The 18,448-nt window shown below is 72.5% G+C and carries 16 protein-coding genes; 10 read left to right on the forward strand and 6 right to left on the reverse strand.

Going from position 1 to position 18,448, the window contains the following annotated elements:
• Nucleotides 1-150 precede the first annotated feature (150 nt).
• Nucleotides 151-2,280, reverse strand: a complete 2,130-nt coding sequence (gene uvrB, locus ACI791_RS14080; protein WP_456586605.1) for an excinuclease ABC subunit UvrB — start codon at nucleotides 2,278-2,280, stop codon at nucleotides 151-153.
• Between the two features lie 497 nt (nucleotides 2,281-2,777).
• Between uvrB and glgX the strand changes: the two genes are divergently transcribed.
• The 4 genes from glgX to ACI791_RS14100 all read left to right on the forward strand — a co-directional run bounded on the left by glgX (nucleotide 2,778) and on the right by ACI791_RS14100 (nucleotide 9,892).
• Complete coding sequence (gene glgX, locus ACI791_RS14085; RefSeq protein ID WP_456586606.1) at nucleotides 2,778-4,889, forward strand: glycogen debranching protein GlgX; 2,112 nt, start codon at nucleotides 2,778-2,780, stop codon at nucleotides 4,887-4,889.
• On the forward strand, nucleotides 4,886-7,219 hold the full coding sequence (gene treY / locus ACI791_RS14090; RefSeq protein ID WP_456586607.1) for a malto-oligosyltrehalose synthase: 2,334 nt from the start codon (nucleotides 4,886-4,888) through the stop codon (nucleotides 7,217-7,219). The genes glgX and treY overlap by 4 nt, the downstream gene beginning before the upstream one ends.
• Before the next feature lie 193 nt (nucleotides 7,220-7,412).
• Nucleotides 7,413-9,167, forward strand: coding sequence for a malto-oligosyltrehalose trehalohydrolase (gene treZ / locus ACI791_RS14095; protein WP_456586608.1), 1,755 nt, complete (start codon nucleotides 7,413-7,415; stop codon nucleotides 9,165-9,167).
• A complete protein-coding gene (locus ACI791_RS14100) occupies nucleotides 9,167-9,892 on the forward strand; it encodes a dihydrofolate reductase family protein (RefSeq protein WP_456586609.1) in 726 nt (241 codons plus the stop codon). The genes treZ and ACI791_RS14100 overlap by 1 nt, the downstream gene beginning before the upstream one ends.
• Before the next feature lie 28 nt (nucleotides 9,893-9,920).
• On the opposite strand, the gene ACI791_RS14105 is transcribed toward ACI791_RS14100, so the two are convergent.
• A complete protein-coding gene (locus ACI791_RS14105) occupies nucleotides 9,921-10,493 on the reverse strand; it encodes a maltokinase N-terminal cap-like domain-containing protein (RefSeq protein ID WP_456586610.1) in 573 nt (190 codons plus the stop codon).
• Nucleotides 10,494-10,534: 41 nt separating this feature from the next.
• Between ACI791_RS14105 and ACI791_RS14110 the strand changes: the two genes are divergently transcribed.
• The 3 genes from ACI791_RS14110 to ACI791_RS14120 all read left to right on the forward strand — a co-directional run bounded on the left by ACI791_RS14110 (nucleotide 10,535) and on the right by ACI791_RS14120 (nucleotide 14,379).
• Nucleotides 10,535-11,605 carry an ATP-dependent DNA ligase gene (locus tag ACI791_RS14110; RefSeq protein ID WP_456586611.1) on the forward strand — a complete coding sequence of 357 codons (1,071 nt, stop codon included), beginning with the start codon at nucleotides 10,535-10,537 and terminating at the stop codon, nucleotides 11,603-11,605.
• A gap of 109 nt (nucleotides 11,606-11,714) precedes the next feature.
• Nucleotides 11,715-13,277: an alpha/beta hydrolase gene (locus tag ACI791_RS14115; RefSeq protein ID WP_456586612.1), complete on the forward strand. Its 1,563-nt coding sequence runs from the start codon at nucleotides 11,715-11,717 to the stop codon at nucleotides 13,275-13,277.
• 34 nt (nucleotides 13,278-13,311) lie between these two features.
• A complete protein-coding gene (locus tag ACI791_RS14120) occupies nucleotides 13,312-14,379 on the forward strand; it encodes a DNA polymerase domain-containing protein (RefSeq protein WP_456586613.1) in 1,068 nt (355 codons plus the stop codon).
• Nucleotides 14,380-14,410: 31 nt separating this feature from the next.
• Here ACI791_RS14120 and ACI791_RS14125 read toward each other — a convergent pair whose 3' ends face one another.
• Both ACI791_RS14125 and ACI791_RS14130 read right to left on the reverse strand, forming a co-directional pair.
• Nucleotides 14,411-15,016: a gamma carbonic anhydrase family protein gene (locus tag ACI791_RS14125; RefSeq protein ID WP_456586614.1), complete on the reverse strand. Its 606-nt coding sequence runs from the start codon at nucleotides 15,014-15,016 to the stop codon at nucleotides 14,411-14,413.
• Between the two features lie 241 nt (nucleotides 15,017-15,257).
• Nucleotides 15,258-15,479 carry a hypothetical protein gene (locus tag ACI791_RS14130; RefSeq protein WP_347057228.1) on the reverse strand — a complete coding sequence of 74 codons (222 nt, stop codon included), beginning with the start codon at nucleotides 15,477-15,479 and terminating at the stop codon, nucleotides 15,258-15,260.
• Between the two features lie 270 nt (nucleotides 15,480-15,749).
• Between ACI791_RS14130 and ACI791_RS14135 the strand changes: the two genes are divergently transcribed.
• Both ACI791_RS14135 and ACI791_RS14140 read left to right on the forward strand, forming a co-directional pair.
• Nucleotides 15,750-16,157 (forward strand): hypothetical protein, encoded by a 408-nt coding sequence (locus ACI791_RS14135; RefSeq protein ID WP_456586615.1) that lies wholly within the window; start codon nucleotides 15,750-15,752, stop codon nucleotides 16,155-16,157.
• Between the two features lie 158 nt (nucleotides 16,158-16,315).
• Entirely contained in the window at nucleotides 16,316-16,519 is a 204-nt protein-coding gene (locus ACI791_RS14140) for a cold-shock protein (RefSeq protein WP_014377016.1), read from the forward strand.
• Between the two features lie 78 nt (nucleotides 16,520-16,597).
• On the opposite strand, the gene ACI791_RS14145 is transcribed toward ACI791_RS14140, so the two are convergent.
• Complete coding sequence (locus ACI791_RS14145; RefSeq protein WP_456586616.1) at nucleotides 16,598-17,074, reverse strand: hypothetical protein; 477 nt, start codon at nucleotides 17,072-17,074, stop codon at nucleotides 16,598-16,600.
• A 131-nt stretch (nucleotides 17,075-17,205) separates the two neighbouring features.
• Between ACI791_RS14145 and msrB the strand changes: the two genes are divergently transcribed.
• Nucleotides 17,206-17,622 (forward strand): peptide-methionine (R)-S-oxide reductase MsrB, encoded by a 417-nt coding sequence (msrB, locus tag ACI791_RS14150; protein ID WP_456586617.1) that lies wholly within the window; start codon nucleotides 17,206-17,208, stop codon nucleotides 17,620-17,622.
• A gap of 88 nt (nucleotides 17,623-17,710) precedes the next feature.
• On the opposite strand, the gene hemQ is transcribed toward msrB, so the two are convergent.
• A complete protein-coding gene (gene hemQ / locus ACI791_RS14155) occupies nucleotides 17,711-18,430 on the reverse strand; it encodes a hydrogen peroxide-dependent heme synthase (RefSeq protein WP_456586618.1) in 720 nt (239 codons plus the stop codon).
• Between the last annotated feature and the right edge of the window lie 18 nt (nucleotides 18,431-18,448).

Consider the following 18,448-nt stretch of genomic DNA (forward strand, 5'->3'; position numbering starts at 1 on the left):
GGAAGACCCCGTGATGACGACCCTGCCGCGGGGGATACTCCCCTCCACGCACGAACCCTACCGGCTGGACGCACGAACGCCTCTGCGGCTGATGGTAGGGCCGCTGGCTCGGTCGGCGCGCGGCGACGCCGTCGGCCACGCGACGCCGGCTCAGGCGTGCGCCGCGTCGAACTGGCGCAGCTCCTTCTTCAGCTCGTTCAGCTCGTCCCGCAGCCGGGCGGCGACCTCGAACTGCAGCTCGCGGGCGGCGGTCAGCATCTGCTCGTTCATCTGCGTGATGAGATCGGCCAGCTCCGCCCGCGGCAGGCCCTGCACGTCGATCGAGCCGGCCTTGGCCTTGCCGCCGGCCGCCTTCCTCGACGACAGGCCGGGCACCGGCGACTTGCCCCGCGACTGCTGGCGGCCGGAGCCGCCCAGCAGCTCGGTGGCGCCCTCGGTGTCCTCCGCGTCGCGGTAGATGCCGTCGAGGATGTCGACGATCTTCTTCCGGAGCGGCTGCGGGTCGATGCCGCGCTCGGTGTTGTAGGCGATCTGCTTCTCCCGCCGACGGCTGGTCTCGTCGATGGCCTGCGCCATCGACGGGGTGATCTTGTCGGCGTACATGTGCACCTGACCGGAGACGTTCCGGGCCGCGCGGCCGATCGTCTGGATCAGCGAGGTGCCCGAGCGGAGGAACCCCTCCTTGTCGGCGTCGAGGATGGCGACCAGCGACACCTCGGGCAGGTCGAGGCCCTCGCGGAGCAGGTTGATGCCGACCAGCACGTCGTACTCGCCCTGCCGCAGCTCGCGGAGCAGCTCCACCCGCCGGAGGGTGTCGACCTCCGAGTGCAGGTACCGGACCTTGATGCCCAGCTCGAGCAGGTAGTCGGTGAGGTCCTCGGCCATCTTCTTCGTCAGGGTGGTGACGAGTACGCGCTCGTCCTTCTCCGTGCGCAGCCGGATCTCGTGGACCAGGTCGTCGATCTGGCCCTTGGTCGGCTTGACCACGACCTCCGGGTCGATCAGGCCGGTCGGCCGGATGACCTGCTCGACGAACTCGCCCTGGCTGCGGCCGAGCTCGTAGGGCCCCGGCGTGGCCGAGAGGTAGACCGTCTGGCCGATCCGGTCGGTGAACTCCTCCCACTTCAGCGGGCGGTTGTCCATCGCCGACGGGAGCCGGAAGCCGTGCTCGACGAGCGTCCGCTTGCGGCTCATGTCGCCCTCGTACATGCCGCCGATCTGCGGCACGGTCACGTGGGACTCGTCGATGACCAGCAGGAAGTCGTCGGGGAAGTAGTCGATGAGGCAGGCGCCGGCCGAGCCGGGGCTGCGCCCGTCGATGTGCCGCGAGTAGTTCTCGATGCCGGAGCAGAAGCCGACCTGACGCATCATCTCGATGTCGTAGGTGGTGCGCATGCGCAGCCGCTGCGCCTCCAGGAGCTTGCCCTGCTTGTCCAGCTCGGCGAGCCGCACCTCGAGCTCGGCTTCGATCGAGGCGATGGCCCGCTCCATGCGGTCGGGGCCCGCGACGTAGTGGCTGGCGGGGAAGACGAACAGCTCCTCGACCTCGCGGACGACCTCGCCGGTGAGCGGGTGCAGGTAGTACAGCCGCTCGACCTCGTCCCCGAACATCTCGATCCGGACGGCCAGCTCCTCGTAGACCGGGAAGATCTCGATCGTGTCGCCGCGCACGCGGAACGTGCCCCGGGTGAAGGAGAGGTCGTTGCGGGTGTACTGCTCGGTGACCAGGGTGCGCAGCAGCTCGTCGCGGTCGCGCTCCTCCCCCACGGAGATCTTCAGCGCGCGGTCGACGTACTCCTCGGGCGTGCCCAGGCCGTAGATGCAGGAGACGGTGGAGACCACCACGACGTCCCGCCGGGTGAGCAGGCTGTTGGTGGCGGAGTGCCGCAGCCGCTCGACCTCCTCGTTGATCGAGGAGTCCTTCTCGATGTAGGTGTCGGTCTGCGGGACGTAGGCCTCGGGCTGGTAGTAGTCGTAGTACGACACGAAGTACTCGACCGCGGCGTCGGGCATGAGCTCCTTGAACTCGTTGGCCAGCTGCGCGGCGAGGGTCTTGTTCGGCGCCATGACCAGCGTCGGGCGCTGCACCTGCTCGATCAGCCAGGCCGTCGTCGCCGACTTCCCGGTACCGGTGGCACCGAGCAGGACGACGTCCTTCTCCCCCGCGTTCACCCGCTCGGCGAGCGCCTTGATCGCCGCCGGCTGGTCGCCCGAGGGGTCGAACTCGCTGACGACGCGGAAGCGCCCCTGGGTGGGCCGGAGATCGGTGGTCGTGCGCACGCCGTCGACGGTACGACGGGGGTGTGACAGAACGCGTCGCGAGCGGCGCTCCGCCACCGCTGGGGCGCCCGGGGCGGGTGCGGCAGGGCGGGTACTTGTCTCTCCCCCTGCGCCCCCCTAGCGTGCCCAGTCGCAGGAGCGCTCCGCGCCGAGGACCAGCGCCACCCGGGCCCCCGGGCGAGGTCGGACCCCGGCGCACCGCCGGCGGCCCGGAAGGGGGCGACACCCGCAGGCCTCCGGCCGGGCGGCCGGTGGCACCGAGGCCGGACCTGCGCACGACGCCCCCCGCGGCCCGCTGCGGGGGGCGTCGTCGGCTCCGGCCGACGGGTGCGGCCGGAGCGCGTGGGAGCACCGGCGCGTGTCACACACCGTCGAGGTGTGGCGGGGCCCCCGCGCGGGCAACGGGGTTCCGACGCCCGTCCCGACCCGGCCACGCGAGCATGCCCGGGTCACGTGCCCCCAGCCCCGGGGCGCCCTGCGCAGGAGGAACTCCCCAGATGACCCAGGTGTGGCCCGGTAGTGCCTACCCCCTCGGTGCCACGTACGACGGCACCGGCACCAACTTCGCCATCTTCAGCGAGGTGGCCGAGAAGGTGGAGCTGTGCCTGTTCGACGACCAGGGCAACGAGGAGCGCATCCGACTGCCGGAGATGGACGGCTACGTCTGGCACGCGTTCCTCCCCGGCATCCACCCGGGGCAGAAGTACGGCTTCCGCGTGCACGGCCCGCACGATCCGGCCCAGGGGCTGCGCTGCAACCCCAACAAGCTCCTGCTCGACCCGTACGCCAAGGCGATCGACGGCCAGATCGACTGGGACCAGGCGGTCTTCGGCTACGACTTCGAGACCAAGGAGCGCAACGACGACGACTCCGCAGCGCACATGCCGAAGTCCGTCGTCGTCAACCCGTTCTTCGACTGGGGCGTGGACCGCCCCCCGAAGACCCCGTACAACAAGACCGTCATCTACGAGGCCCACGTCAAGGGCCTGACCATGACCAATCCCCGGATCCCCGAGGAGCTGCGCGGCACCTACGCCGGCGTCGCGCACCCGGCGACCATCCAGCATCTCACCGACCTCGGCATCACCGCGATCGAGCTGCTTCCCGTCCACCAGTTCGTGCAGGACGACACCCTCCAGCAGAAGGGCCTGCGCAACTACTGGGGTTACAACACGATCGGCTTCTTCGCGCCGCACAACGAGTACGCCAGCGACCCCACGGCTGGGCAGCACGTGCAGGAGTTCAAGGGCATGGTCCGGGCCCTGCACGAGGCGGGCATCGAGGTCATCCTCGACGTGGTCTACAACCACACGGCCGAGGGCAACCACCTGGGCCCGACGCTGTCGTTCCGCGGCATCGACAACCGCACGTACTACAAGCTCGTCGAGGGCGACGAGCAGTTCTACATGGACTACACCGGCACCGGGAACACCCTCAACGTCCGGACGCCGCAGTCGCTGCAGCTGATCATGGACTCGCTTCGGTACTGGGTCACCGAGATGCACGTCGACGGCTTCCGCTTCGACCTCGCCTCCGCGCTGGCCCGCGAGCTGCACGCCGTCGACCGGCTGGCGACCTTCTTCGACCTGGTGCACCAGGACCCGGTGGTCAGCCAGGTGAAGCTGATCGCCGAGCCGTGGGACGTCGGCGAGGGCGGGTACCAGGTCGGCAACTTCCCGGCCCTGTGGACCGAGTGGAACGGCAAGTACCGCGACACGGTCCGCGACTTCTGGCGCGGCGAGGGCGGCACGATCGGCGAGTTCGCCGACCGGATCTCCGGCTCCTCCGACCTCTACCAGCACTCCGGACGTCGTCCGATGGCCAGCATCAACTTCGTCACCGCGCACGACGGGTTCACCCTCAACGACCTCGTCTCCTACAACGAGAAGCACAACGAGGCCAACGGCGAGGACAACAACGACGGCGAGAGCCACAACCGCAGCTGGAACTGCGGCGTCGAGGGCGAGACGGACGACCCGGAGATCCTGCAGCTGCGGGCCCAGCAGCGCCGGAACTTCATCGCCACGCTGATGCTCAGCCAGGGCGTGCCGATGCTGCTGCACGGCGACGAGCTGGGCAGGAGCCAGCGCGGGAACAACAACGGCTACTGCCAGGACTCCGAGCTCACCTGGATCGACTGGGAGAACGTGGACGAGGGGCTGCTCGAGTTCACCAAGAAGGTGACCCAGCTCCGCTGCGACCACCCGACGTTCCGCCGTCGCCGGTTCTTCCACGGCCGTCCGGTCCGCCGTGGTCTGGGCGACCCGGTGCCGGACATCGCCTGGCTCACCCCGGCCGGTGAGGAGATGGCCGACGAGGACTGGGACGCCGCCTACGCCAAGTCGCTGGCCGTCTACCTCAACGGCGTCGGCATCCGGGAGACCGACGAACGCGGCGAGTACGTCTCCGACGACCACTTCTACCTGGCCTACAACGCCTCGCACGAGCCGATCGAGTTCTCCCTGCCCAGCGAGGACTACTCGCGGAGCTGGACGACGCTGCTCGACACCGCCGAGATGAACGAGGTGCCGCCGGTGGAGGTCAAGCCGGGCGAGGCGGTGACGGTCCGCGGGCGGTCGATCGTCGTGCTGACCGGACCCGCGCTGTGACCGGGCCCATCCAGGTGCCGGGCGGCGAGCGCCGTCGCGGGGTGCCGTCGGCGACCTACCGGCTGCAGGTCCACGCCGGGTTCCCACTGCAGGACGCCGCCGACGTCGCCGGGTACCTCGCCGACCTCGGCGTCACCCACGCCTACTCCTCCCCCCTGCTCCGCTCGGCGGAGGGGAGCACGCACGGCTACGACACCGTGGACCACGCGCACGTCGACGAGGCGCGCGGCGGCCAGGCCGGGTTCGACCGGTTCGTCGCCGCGCTGCACGAGCACGGCTTGGGGCTGGTGCTGGACCTGGTGCCCAATCACATGGGGGTCGACGACCCGTCGGCGGCGCGGTGGTGGTGGGACGTCCTGCAGCACGGGCAGGCCTCTGCGCACGCGGCGGCGTTCGACGTCGACTGGGACTTCGGCGGCGGCAAGATCCGCATCCCCGTCCTCGGATCGGCCGACGACGTCGAGAAGCTCGAGGTCGTCGACGGCGAGCTGCGCTACTACGACAACCGGTTCCCCCTGGCCCCCGGCAGCGGGGGCGGTACCCCGCAGGAGGTGCACGCCCGGCAGCACTACGAGCTGGTCGACTGGCGGCGTGCCGACTCTGACCTGAACTACCGCCGGTTCTTCGCGATCAACACCCTGGCCGGGCTGCGCGTGGAGGACCCGGCGGTCTTCGACGCGACCCACGAGCTGGTGCTGCGCTTCGTGCGCGACGGCGCCGTGGACGGGCTGCGGATCGACCACCCGGACGGGCTGGCCGACCCGAAGGGCTACCTCGACCGGCTCGCCGAGGCGTCGGGGAACCGCTGGACGGTCGTGGAGAAGATCCTCGAGCCGGGCGAGGACCTGCCGGAGTCCTGGGCGACGGCGGGGACGACCGGCTACGACGCGCTCGCCGAGGTCGACGAGGTGCTCGTCGACCCGGCCGGTGAAGAGGCGCTCACCGCGCTGGACACCGAGCTCGCCGGCCGGCGGGTGGACTACGCGCAGCTGGTGCACGACTGCAAGCGCGAGGTCACCGATGGGATGCTCGGCTCGGAGGTCGCCCGGCTGGTGCGGGTCATCGGCGAGCTGCCCGGTGTGGACACCGCGCAGCAGACCGAGGCGCTGGCCGAACTGCTCGCCTCCTTCCCCGTGTACCGCAGCTACCTGCCCGACGGCCGGGAGCACCTCGATGCCACGGTGGCGGCCGTGCGCCGGCGCCGGCCGGATCTGGCTGCCGCGCTGGACGCGCTGCACCCGGTGCTGTCGCAGGCCGGCACCGAGGCAGCCACCCGGTTCGAGCAGACCAGCGGGCCGGTCATGGCCAAGGGCGTCGAGGACAGCGCCTACTACCGGTGGGCGCGGTTCGTCGCGCTCAACGAGGTGGGCGGCGACCCGGCACGATTCGGCAGCACCGTCGCGGAGTTCCACGCGGCCCAGCAGCGCCGGGCGAAGCGCTACCCCGAGTCGATGACGACGCTGTCGACCCACGACACCAAGCGCAGCGAGGACGTCCGCGCCCGGCTCGCGGTCCTCGCCGAGATCCCGACCGAGTGGGCGCAGCTCGTGCGGGGCTGGCTGGCCCGGCACCCGCTGGCCGACCGGTCGCTCGCGCACCTGGTGTGGCAGAACCTCGTCGGCGCGTGGCCGCTCTCCCGGGAGCGCGCGCACGCCTACGTGGAGAAGGCCGCCCGCGAGGCGGGGACGTCCACCACCTGGACCGACCCGGTCCAGGCGTTCGAGGAGCAGCTGCACGCGCTGGTCGACGCCGCCTACGACGACCCGGCGACGACGGCGGAGCTCGACGCCTTCGTCACCCGGATCGCACCGCTGGGCTGGTCGAACTCGCTCAGCCAGAAGCTGCTGCAGCTCACGATGCCGGGCGTCCCCGACGTCTACCAGGGCACCGAGCTGTGGGACTTCTCCCTGGTCGACCCGGACAACCGCCGGCCGGTGGACTACGCGCTGCGGCGGAAGGTGCTGGCCTCGCTGGACGGTGGCGAGGTCCCGGCCGTCGACGGGACGGGGGCGGCCAAGCTTCTCGTCACCTCGCGCACGCTGCGGACCCGGCGGGACCACCCGGAGTGGTTCGCGGGGTACGAGCCCGTCGCGGTGACCGGGTCGGCCGCGGACCAGGTCGTCGCCTACGACCGCGGGGGCGTCGTCGTCGTGGCGACCCGGCTGCCGGCCCGCCTGGCCGCCGAGGGCTGGGGCGACACCGCGCTCCAGCTGCCCAACGGCGCCTGGCGGGACCTGTTCACCGGGGAGCGGGCGGTCTCCGACGTGGCCGGCGTCGCCGTCGACTCGTTGCTCACCCGGCTGCCGGTGGCCCTGCTCGTCCGCGACTGAGTTCGTTCCCGGCGCCCATGGTGCCGACATCGCCGGTCCGTTCCCAGGGCCGGAGGCGTCCGTCGTCGGGCGGACCCGCGATCCGGGGTCGAGTGCGGTGACCCCGGCACGGTTGGGCCCCGGCGATGGGGGCATGAAGCTCGCGCCTGCGACCACCGGCCAGGCTGTCCGCGCTGCCTGGGAGGCACACTGCATGTCCGCACCCGTCGAGTTCTCCGTCTGGGCCCCGCTGCCCGAGCGCGTGCGTGTGCAGGTCGACGGCACCGTGCACGACATGCGCCGGGACGACGGTGGCTGGTGGCGCGCCGAGGTCGACGCCCGGCCCGACGCCGACTACGGGTTCCTGCTCGACGACGGCGAGACGCCGCGCCCCGACCCGCGCTCGCGCCGGCAGCCGGCGGGCGTGCACGGCCTGTCCCGCCTCTTCGACCCCTGGGCCTACGAGTGGGGCGACCGGGCATGGACCGGTCGGCCGCTGGCCGGGGGCGTGGTCTACGAGCTGCACATCGGCACGTTCACGCCCGAGGGCACCCTCGATGCCGCGATCGGCCGGCTGGGGCACCTGGTGCGCCTCGGCGTGGACTTCGTCGAGCTGCTGCCGGTGAACGGGTTCAACGGCACGCACAACTGGGGATACGACGGCGTCCTCTGGTACGCGGTGCAGGAGGAGTACGGCGGGCCCGAGGCCTACCAGCGGTTCGTCGACGCCTGCCACCAGCAGGGCATCGGCGTGATCCAGGACGTCGTCTACAACCACCTCGGCCCGTCGGGGAACTACCTGCCCGAGTTCTTCCCGATCTTCGCCGAGGGCGGGTCCAACACCTGGGGCGAGTCGATCAACCTGAGCGGCCCGGACTCCGACGAGGTCCGCCGCTACATCCTGGACAACGTGCAGATGTGGCTGCGCGACATGCACGTCGACGGCCTGCGTCTGGACGCGGTGCACGCCCTCGTCGACGAACGCGCCGTACCGATCCTCGAGCAGATGGCCGTCGAGGTGGACAGCTTGTCGGTCGCCGTCGGCCGGCCGCTGACGCTGATCGCCGAGAGCGACCTCAACGATCCGCGCCTGGTCACCCCGCGCGCGGCCGGGGGCACCGGGCTGGCCGCCCAGTGGAGCGACGACTTCCACCACGCGCTGCACGCCACGCTGACCGGGGAGAGCCAGGGCTACTACGCCGACTTCGCCGACGCCGGGCTGCCCGGGCTGGCGAAGACGCTGACCGGCGCCTTCTTCCACGACGGCACCTGGTCGAGCTTCCGGCGGCGCTCGCACGGCCGGCCGGTGGACACCGCACGCCTGCCCGGCTGGAAGTTCCTCGCCTACCTGCAGGACCACGACCAGATCGGCAACCGCGCCGTCGGCGACCGCATCTCGGCCGGCCTCTCCCCCGGCCTGCTCGCCGTGGGCGCCACCGTGGTGCTCACCAGCCCGTTCACGCCGATGCTCTTCATGGGCGAGGAGTGGGGCGCCACCACGCCGTGGCAGTTCTTCACCAGCCACCCCGAGCCCGAGCTGGGCAAGGCCACGGCCGAGGGCCGGATCGGCGAGTTCGCCGAGCACGGCTGGGACCCCGACGTCGTCCCCGACCCGCAGGACCCGGAGACGTTCACCCGCTCCAAGCTGGACTGGTCGGAGCTGTCGCAGGAGCCGCACGAGCGCCTGCTGGCCGTGCACCGGTCGCTGCTGGCGCTGCGCCGCGCCCACCCCGACCTGGTCGACCCCGACCTCTCCGCCGTGCAGGTCACCTGGGACGACGCCGACCGCTGGATGGTGGTCCACCGCGGCTCGCTGCGTGTGGTGCTGAACCTGGCTGGGGAGCCGCGGGAGATCGACCTCGACCGGCCGGTGGCCGACGTCCTCTTCAGCACCGCCGACGTGCCGACGGTGGCCGAGGAGACGGTCACCCTCGCCGCGGAGAGTGCGGCCGTGTTCAGCACCCGCTGATGCGCCGCCTCCTCCCGGAGCCGGCCGAACTGGACGACGCCGGTCTGCTCGAGGCCTACCGCTGCCCGCCGGGGCGCCGGCTGCGGATGGACTTCATCGCCTCGCCCGACGGCGCCATCACCGTCGGCGGGGTGAGCGGGGGGCTGGGCTCCCCGGGCGACCGGCGGGTGTTCCGGGTGCTGCGCGCGCTGGCCGACGTCGTCCTCGTCGGGCACGGCACCGCGGCGGCCGAGGGCTACCGGCCGGTGCTGCCGGACTCCGAGGTCGGCCGGCTGCGCAGGAGCACGGGGGTGTCCGCGACCGCGCCGATCGCCGTGGTCTCCCGGCGGGCGTCGCTGGACCCCGCGGGCCGGCTGGTGGCCGACGCCGTCTCCCCCACCATCGTCGTCACCTGCGCGGTCGCCGACCCCGCCCGCCGGGCCGCGCTGGCCGACGCCGGAGCGGAGGTCCTGGTCTGCGGTGACGACGACGTCGACCTGCCGGCGGCTCTCGACGCGCTGGCCGACCGCGGTCTGGAGCAGGTGACCTGCGAGGGCGGGCCCCAGCTGCTCCGCTCGGCGCTGGCCGCGGGGGTGGTCGACGAGCTCGACCTGTCGGTCTCCCCGGCCCTCGTCGGGGGCGAGGCCCGGCTGCTCGACACCGCGCTCCCGCACCCGGCGCGGCTGACGCTGCGCCAGGTGCTCGAGGAGGACGGGATGCTGTTCACCCGCTACGACGTCGGCTGATCGGCGCCTCGCCCCGTTCGGGGTCCGGTCACCGGACGACGACGACCGTGCCGCGGGCGGGCCTGCCGTCCGCGCGTGTCCAGCCGGCCTCGACCGACCCGATCCCCGACCCGGCCTCCCCGTCCTCCGGCAGCACGCGGACCAGCTCGACCGCCGGCCGCGCCTCGTCGTCCCCCCTCCAGCGGCGGGTCACCGAGGGGTCCAGGGTGTCGCTGTCGTCCTGGTGCTGCGCCCGGGCCGCCCCCCGCACCAGGGCCAGCAGCTGGGCGATCGCCACGGGGTCCGCCGCGGCGTCGTAGATCCACCGGAGTCCCAGCACCCCGTGCTCCGAGGTGCCGACGAGGCTCTCCTCGGCCCCGGCCAGCGGGGCGCCGCGGTAGCTCAGCGGCACGAAGTACGTCGTCTCCCCGCCCGGCGGGCCGTCGGTGACCACGACGAACTCGAGCCCGACCTCGCCCGCGGGGTCGTCGAGCCGGAAGCCGCCGGCCCGCCGCAGCGCCGGCGGGGCACCCGTGGAGCGGTACCACGGCTGCCGGGGCAGCCACGCGGTGAGCAGCTCGAGCTTCGTCGGCACCATCGTGGTGCGGTGGATCGTCGCCATGCCGGCACCCTGCCACGGCGGGAACTGCTTGACTGCCCGGCATGGACCTGCCCCTGCAGCTGCCGGTGAAGCCGATGCTGGCCAAGGCCGTCACCACGATCCCCACCGGCGACGAGTGGTTCTACGAGCCCAAGTGGGACGGGTTCCGCTGCATCGTCTTCCGCGACGGCGACGAGGTCGAGCTCGGCAGCCGCAACGAGCGGCCGCTCACCCGCTACTTCCCCGAGGTGGTGGCCGCGGTGAAGGAGCAGCTGCCGGAGCGGTGCGTGGTCGACGGCGAGATCGTCATCGCGCGCGACGACCGGCTGCAGTTCGAGTCGCTCCTGCAGCGCATCCACCCGGCCGAGTCGCGGGTGACCCTGCTGGCCGAGCAGACGCCGGCCTCGTTCGTCGCCTTCGACCTGCTCGCCCTCGGCGACGAGTCGCTGCTGGAGGCGCCGTTCGCCCAGCGCCAGGAGCGGCTGCGCACCGTGCTCGCCGGGATCCGCCCACCGGTGCACGTCACCGCGATCAGCCGCGACGCCGGCACCGCCCAGCGGTGGTTCGAGACGTTCGAGGGCGCCGGCCTGGACGGCGTCGTCGCCAAGAACGGCGAGCTCCCCTACGGGCCCGACCAACGGCTGATGGCCAAGATCAAGCACGTCCGGACGGCGGACTGCGTGGTCGCCGGGTTCCGCTGGCACAAGAGCGGCCCGGTCGTCGGCTCGTTGCTGCTCGGCCTCTACGACGGCGACGGGCTGCAGCACATCGGTGTCGCCGCGTCCTTCCCGATGAAGCGCCGGGCCGAGCTGGTCGAGGAGCTGGCCCCCTACCGGGCCGAGGCGCTCGACGGCCACCCGTGGCAGGACTGGGCCGATGCCGAGACCGGTGCCGACGGCGGGCACCGCATGCCCGGCGCGGTGAGCCGGTGGAACGCGAAGAAGGACCTGTCCTGGGTGCCACTGCGGCCCGAGCTGGTCGTGGAGGTCAAGTACGACCAGCTCGAGGGCCGTCGGCTTCGTCACACCGGCCACTTCCTCCGCTGGCGACCGGACCGGGACCCCCGCAGCTGCACGTACGACCAACTCGACGTGCCGGTGCGCTACGACCTGGCCGAGGTGCTGGACCGGTGAGGGAAAACCCCCTGCCCCCCCGCCACTGGCATGCTCGCGGCGGGACCTCGCAGGGAGCCGACGCGTGCGCACGAGCGGTTCCGCCGATGAAGTCCCTATCCTCATGATCATGCGTCTGCACCGTGGCCTCCCGGCCGTCGCGTCCGGCCTGCTGCTGGCATTGCCGCTGGCACTGACCGGCTGCACCTCCTTCGCCGACACCGCGGAGGAGCCGGCCGCCGCCACGACGACGGCGCCGGCCGAGCCGCAGGTCGCACCCATCGAGTGGACCGACTGCGACGCGCAGATCCAGCCGCTCATCGAGGGCCAGCCCGGCAGCGAGCGCGACATCGCCTTCGAGTGCGGCCGCACCGACGTGCCGATCAGCTACGACGAGCCGGGCGGCGCCACGCTGCCGCTGTTCCTGGTCCGGGCCGTGCTGGCCGGGCAGACCGACCGCATCGGTTCGCTCATGGTCAACCCCGGCGGGCCGGGCGGCTCCGGCGCGGACGCCGCGATCGGGCTCGCGCTCACCCTCCCCGAGGACGTGCTGCGCCGCTTCGACGTCGTCGGCTTCGACCCGCGCGGCGTGGGGCTCTCCACCCCCGTCGAGTGCATCCCCAAGGAGCTGAAGGACCGCGCGATCGCCGCGGAGCCCCGGCCCACCACGGCGGAGCAGCTCGACGACGTCTTCGCGCTCTCCCGGGAGGTGGCCGAGGGCTGCGCCGAGGAGTACGGCGAGGCGCTGGGCACCTTCAACACCGTCGACACCGCCCGCGACATGGAGCAGATCCGGCAGTCACTGGGCGAGGAGCAGCTGAACTACCTCGGCTACTCCTACGGCACCACGCTGGGCTCCACCTACGCCGAGCTCTACCCCGACCGGGTGCGCGCCATGGTGCTCGACGCCGCCGTCGACCCCGACACCGACGCGATCGCCGACGCGGAGGCCAGCGCCGCGGGGTTCGAGGCCGGCTTCGACGCCTTCGCCGAGAACTGCCGGGGCCTGATCGCCGGCTGCCCGCTGGGTGACGATCCGCGCCGGTTCCTCGAGGAGCTCCTCGCGCAGGCGCAGACCACACCCATCCCGAGCAGCGAGGAGGGCGAGACCCGGCAGGCCACGCCCGGCGTCGTCCTGACGGCGGTGCAGGCCGCGCTGTACGACACCGCGTCCTGGCCGCAGCTGGCGCAGGGCCTGGCCGCCGCGCGCAACGGGGACGCCCGGGCGCTGTTCTCGCTGGCCGACGACTACAGCGGCCGGCTCGAGGACGGCACCTACTCCAACCTGATCGACGCGAACGTCGCGATCAACTGCGCCGACACCGAGGAGACGGTGGCCGAGACCCGCGTGCGCGAACTGGTCGCCGAGTGGAGCGCCCGCTACCCGCTGTTCGGTGCCGGCTCGGCCGCCGGCCTGTACACGTGCTCGGTGTGGGAGGCCGAGCGCACGCCCATCCCCGAGCGCGACGCCGAGGGCAGCGCCCCGCTCCTCGTCATCGGCAACGCGGGCGATCCGGTCACCCCGCTGCCGGGCGCCGTCGACCTCGCCGAGGACCTCGACAGCGGCGTCCTGCTGACCTGGCAGGGCCAGGGGCACACCGCCTACCCGAAGACCGAGTGCGTCACCGCGGCGGTCAACGCCTACCTCATCGATCTGGCCGTTCCCGTGGACGGACTGACCTGTCCTGCGTGAGACTCGGCGGCCCCGGAACGAGCGGAGCAGCTGAATGGCCAGCAGCAAGGACGCCGTCGTCCTCGAGATCGACGGGCACGACGTCCGGGTCTCCAGCCCGGAGAAGCCGTACTTCCCCGACCGGGGCATCCGCAAGATCGACGTCGTCGAGTACTTCGTGGCCGTCGGCGAGGGGATCCTCTTCGCGCTGAAGGACCGGCCGACGACGCTGGAGCGCTGGCCCGGCGGGGTGTTCGCGGGCGCCCGGATCTCCACCCGGACGGACAACACGGGCGACGCCTTTTACCAGAAGCGGGTGCCGAAGAACGCCCCTGAGTGGATCCCGACCGCGCACATCACCTTCCCCAGCGGCCGGACGGCCGACGAGATCGCGCCGGACTCGGTGGCCGTGGTCGCCTGGGCGGCGAACCTCGGCACGCTGACCTTCCACCCGTGGCCTGTCTCCAAGGGCGACGTCGAGCAGCCCGACCAGATCCGCATCGACCTGGACCCGCAGCCGGGCACCGACTTCTCCGACGCCGTGTGGGTCGCACCCCACGTGCGCGAGCTGCTGCACGAGTTCGGCATGGAGGGCTGGCCGAAGACCTCCGGCGGCCGGGGGGTGCACGTCTACGTGCCGATCCAGCCGCGGTGGGCCTTTGCCGAGGTGCGCCGGGCGGTGATCGCGTTCGGCCGCGAGCTGGAACGCCGCCTTCCCGACCGCGTGACCATGTCGTGGTGGAAGGAGGAGCGCGGCGAGAAGATCTTCATCGACTACAACCAGATGGCCCGGGACCGCACGATCGCGTCGGCCTACTCCATCCGGCCCAAGCCGCACGCCCCGGTCTCCGCGCCCGTGGACTGGGACGAGCTGCCCGACGTCCACCCGACCGACTTCGACGTCCTGACCATGCCGGCCCGGTTCGCCGAGGTCGGCGACAGGCATGCCGGGCTCGCCGAGCACGCCTTCGGCATCGAGCCGCTGCTGGAGCTCGCCGAGCGCCAGGCGGCCGACGACGGCCTGGGTGACCTGCCCTATCCGCCCGACTACCCCAAGATGCCGGGCGAGCCGATGCGGGTGCAGCCCAGCCGCGCCAAGGGTTCCACCAGCCCGAGCAGCTGAGCTGACGTCCACAGAGGGCCGTGCACAGCGCTCACCCGGCAGCGCCTCGGGGGTGCGCCGGGCTACGCGCGGCCGACGGGCTGTCCCGGACCGCCGCGCCGCCTGACCCCGGCCGACCGATCTCCTCCACTCCGGCCGCGTGTCGGCGGGCCAGCTCCTGGTAGGTCGTAGGGTTCTCGTCGACCCAGAACCGGCTGCCCGCCGACAGCGGACCACGCACGCTGGCCGGCGCGCCGAGTGCCATCACCTCGTCGGGGATCTCCATGCGCGGCGGTACCAGGCTGTGCGCCCCGATCAACGCTCGCCGGCCGATCCGGGCGCCGTCCTGGACGGTTGCGCCGTTCCCGATGAGCGCCTCGGCGCCGACCACGGCGCCGTGCACCACGCACATGTGCCCGATGGTCGCTCCGGGACCGACCTCGGTCTCCGGGTCCGACCCGCCGTGCAGCACCGAGTTGTCCTGCACGTTGGCCCCGGCGCGGACGACGATCCGGCCGAAGTCGGCGCGGAGCACCACGCCGTACCAGATGGAGGCGCCGGCCTCCACCACCACGTCGCCCACGAGGGTCGCCGTCGGCGCCACCCACGCCTCGGGATGCACCTGCGGGGAGCGGCCTTCGAACGAGAACAGCGGCATGGCCGGCAGCCTATGCAGGGGCGACCCGGCCACCGTCCTCGGCAACCCTGGCTCCCGGGTCGGTCGAGGTGGTCACCGACGCGGCGGAGCATGCCTGGACGGCCCACCCGCACGGCGCCGAGCCCGCCCATGGGCCACCACAGGCCGGTTCTCGGGCACAGGCCGGTCCCCCGTCGAGCGGGAGAGAACGTCGTGCGCGAGCGGCGCCCGCGTGACGGGTGGGGTCTCCGCGACGGCGGCCTCAGCCGGCCAGGCGCCGGGCGGACGCGCCCAGGGCGTGCACCCGCAGCGCGGCCGGCTGCGCCACCTGACGGGCCAGCTCGGCCGCCGTGACCGCCGCCCGCAGCGCGTCGGCGGACTCCGCCAGCCGGTCGGCGAGCACCTGGTCCAGGTCGGCGTCGTGCAGGTCCTCGATGTCGCGCAGGAAGACGGCGGAGGCGGGCGAGGCGGCGAGGGGCTGCATGGTGTTCTCCTGGATCGGGGGGGGTGCGCCGGATCCGTCCGGCTGGATCCCACCGTGGGCGGCGGACCGCAGGACGCCGGAGAGAGAAGCGCAGGAAATCCGCAAGACCGCCCGGCACGAGCCGCTGCGTGACCGCGCCGGCCCGCAGTCGCCCGGACGGCCGCACGTCCTCCCCCGGACGGGTGAGGGCCGCCGCCGGGGCACGGGACGGTCCTCCAGCTGTGGGTAGCGATGGTCGATGCAGCTGACGACCGCGGTGGAGGCGAACGGGTGAGGATCTGGTTGCTGGCGTACGGCGCGCTGTACGTCGTCGTCGAGATGGTCGGCTCGACCCTGGAGTCCGTCGGGTGGCCGCAGATCACCGCCCTCGACGTGGCCACCGCGGTCACCGACGCGTTCCTCACCGTCTCGGTCTGCCTCGCCGTCCTGCTCGCCGGACACCTCGGCCTGCGGCGCTGGGCCCCGCTGGGGGCGACCCGGCTGCAGGCCCCAGCGAACTCCGGGTTCCTCGTCGAACAACCGCTCGGCGTCCGCTCGTGGCGCTCGGCGCCGTCTGCGCTGCCGCCCGCTGCTCCGCTGGGCCGCACCTACTCGGTGGGTGCCTACGGTCCCGGCTGGGGCCGACGGCAGCGACGCGTCGCACCGGCGTTCCGGGAGGAGCCGGGCCGGCTGCTGTGAGGCCGGCAAGGGTTCCCCGACCGGGTGTGGAGGAGTCCCAGGTCACAGTTCAGCGGCACCTGTGTCCTCTTCCGGCGATCTTTGGCTAGGGTTGGGCCGTCGGGAAGGCCCTGCGCTATGGCAGGACCCCGATGCACCACCTCAGCTAGGAGCGAGCAATGCCCGAAGGAACTGTCAAGTGGTTCAACGCGGAGAAGGGGTTCGGCTTCGCCACCCCTGACGGCGGCGGACCGGACGTCTTCGTCCACTACTCGGCCATCCAGTCCAGCGGGTACCGCTCGCTCGATGAAGGCCAGCGGATCGCGTTCGACATCGAGCAGGGCCAGAAGGGCCCGCAGGCTGCGAACGTCACCCCGCTCTGATCGCCTGATCAGCACAGCGCCCCCGCCCGGTTCTCCGGGCGGGGGCGCTGTCGTTCGTGAGCCGGTGCGGTGAGGCGGTCAGCGGGCGCGCGGCACGTACCCGCCGATGAGCGCGGACATGAGCAGGGCCCCATCGTGCTCGCCGACCGCGGCCGCCGCGTCCGCGAAGGCCCGCCAGCGCTGCCGCTCGACGTCGGTCGGCGCCTTCTCGGCCCGAGCGGTCAGCTGCTCGAGCAGCCGCTCCCACTCCCCCTGCGGCGTCGGCCAGAGACCGGCCAGCCGTCGCGCCTCCGCCGAGATCGCGGTGATGCGGACGATGTCACCCGCGTGGTTGGTGAGCGGCTCGATGTAGCCGGCGGACGCCAGCGCCTTCGCCGCGGCGATGACCTCCGCCTTCGGCAGACCGCTCCCCGGCACGACCGAGCCGAGCAGGTAGGGGGCGCCGCCGTGCTTCGGCTCGTCGACCAGCCGGGCGATCGCCCGCAGCACGGGCAGGTCGCGGGTGAACCAGACGTCGGGCAGGAGGCCGTCGGGGGGCTGGGGGGCGGAGGTCACCCCCTCAGTCTCCCCGGCCCCCACGCACGGCGGCGCCCCGCCTCCCCCGGAAGGAGAGCGGGGCGCCGGTCCTCCTGCCCGGGGTGGTGACCGCCGGGAATGGTGGTCCGGGGGTGATCGTTGGTCCGGCCATGACGACCTCCCCTCAAAAGCCCCAGGTCAGCAAGACCGACGAGGAGTGGCGGGCGCAGCTGTCCCCGGAGGAGTACGCGGTGCTCCGCCAGGCCGGCACCGAGCGGGCGTGGACCGGCGAGTACGTCGACACGAAGACCGTCGGTGTCTACGAGTGCCGGGCGTGCGGCGCGGAGCTGTTCCGCTCGGAGACCAAGTTCGACTCGCACTGCGGCTGGCCGTCGTTCTACCAGGCCTCCGCCGAGGACAACGTGATCCTCCGCGAGGACCGCAGCTTCGGCATGGTCCGCACCGAGGTGCTGTGCGCCACCTGCCACAGCCACCTGGGCCACCTCTTCGACGACGCCCCGCAGACGCCCACCGGCGACCGCTACTGCATCAACAGCGTCAGCATCAGGCTCCAGCCGGCCGAGTAGGTCGCTCAACGCTCTCTCTGGGGGTGTTCCTCCCGCTCCGGCCGTCCTGCAGGACTGCCGGGGGGCGAGGAACACCCTCAGAGTTGCGTCACGGCAGGTCGGCGACCAGCTCCTGCACCGGCTTGCGGGTGCCGGTGTAGAACGGCACCTCCTCGCGCACGTGCCGGCGGGCACGGCTGGCCCTCAGGTCGCGCATGAGGTCGACGATGCGGTGCAGCTCGTCGGCCTCGAAGGCGAGCATCCACTCGTAGTCGCCCAGGCCGAAGGAGGCGACGGTGTTGGCCCGCACGTCCGGGTAGGGGCGGGCCTGCATGCCGTGCTCCTTGAGCATGTCCCGCCGCTCCTCGTCGGGCAGCAGGTACCACTCGTAGGACCGCACGAACGGGTAGACGCAGACGAAGCGACGCGGCTCCTCGTCGGCCAGGAACGCCGGGATGTGGCTGCGGTTGAACTCCGCCGGCCGGTGCAGCGCCATCTGCGACCACACCGGCTCCAGCCGCCGGCCCAGGGCGGTGCGGCGGAGGCGCGTGTAGGCGTCCTGCAGCGCCTCGGCCGAGGAGGAGTGCCACCAGACCATGAGGTCGGCGTCGGCGCGCAGGCCGCTCAGGTCGTAGGTGCCGCGGACGACGACGTCCTTGCCCGCCAGCTCCTCGACCAGCGCGGCGGCCTCGTCGGCCGCGGCGGTCCGCTGCTCGTCACCGAACGGCCGGGCCAGCTTGAACACCGACCACATCGTGTAGCGGATGCTGGCGTTGAGCTCGTTCGCCCGCTTGCCGATGCTGCGTTCCTCGACCTGCTGCTCGCTCATGCCGCCATTGTCCCCCCG

It is taken from the genome of Blastococcus sp. SYSU DS0973 (genome assembly GCF_054051055.1).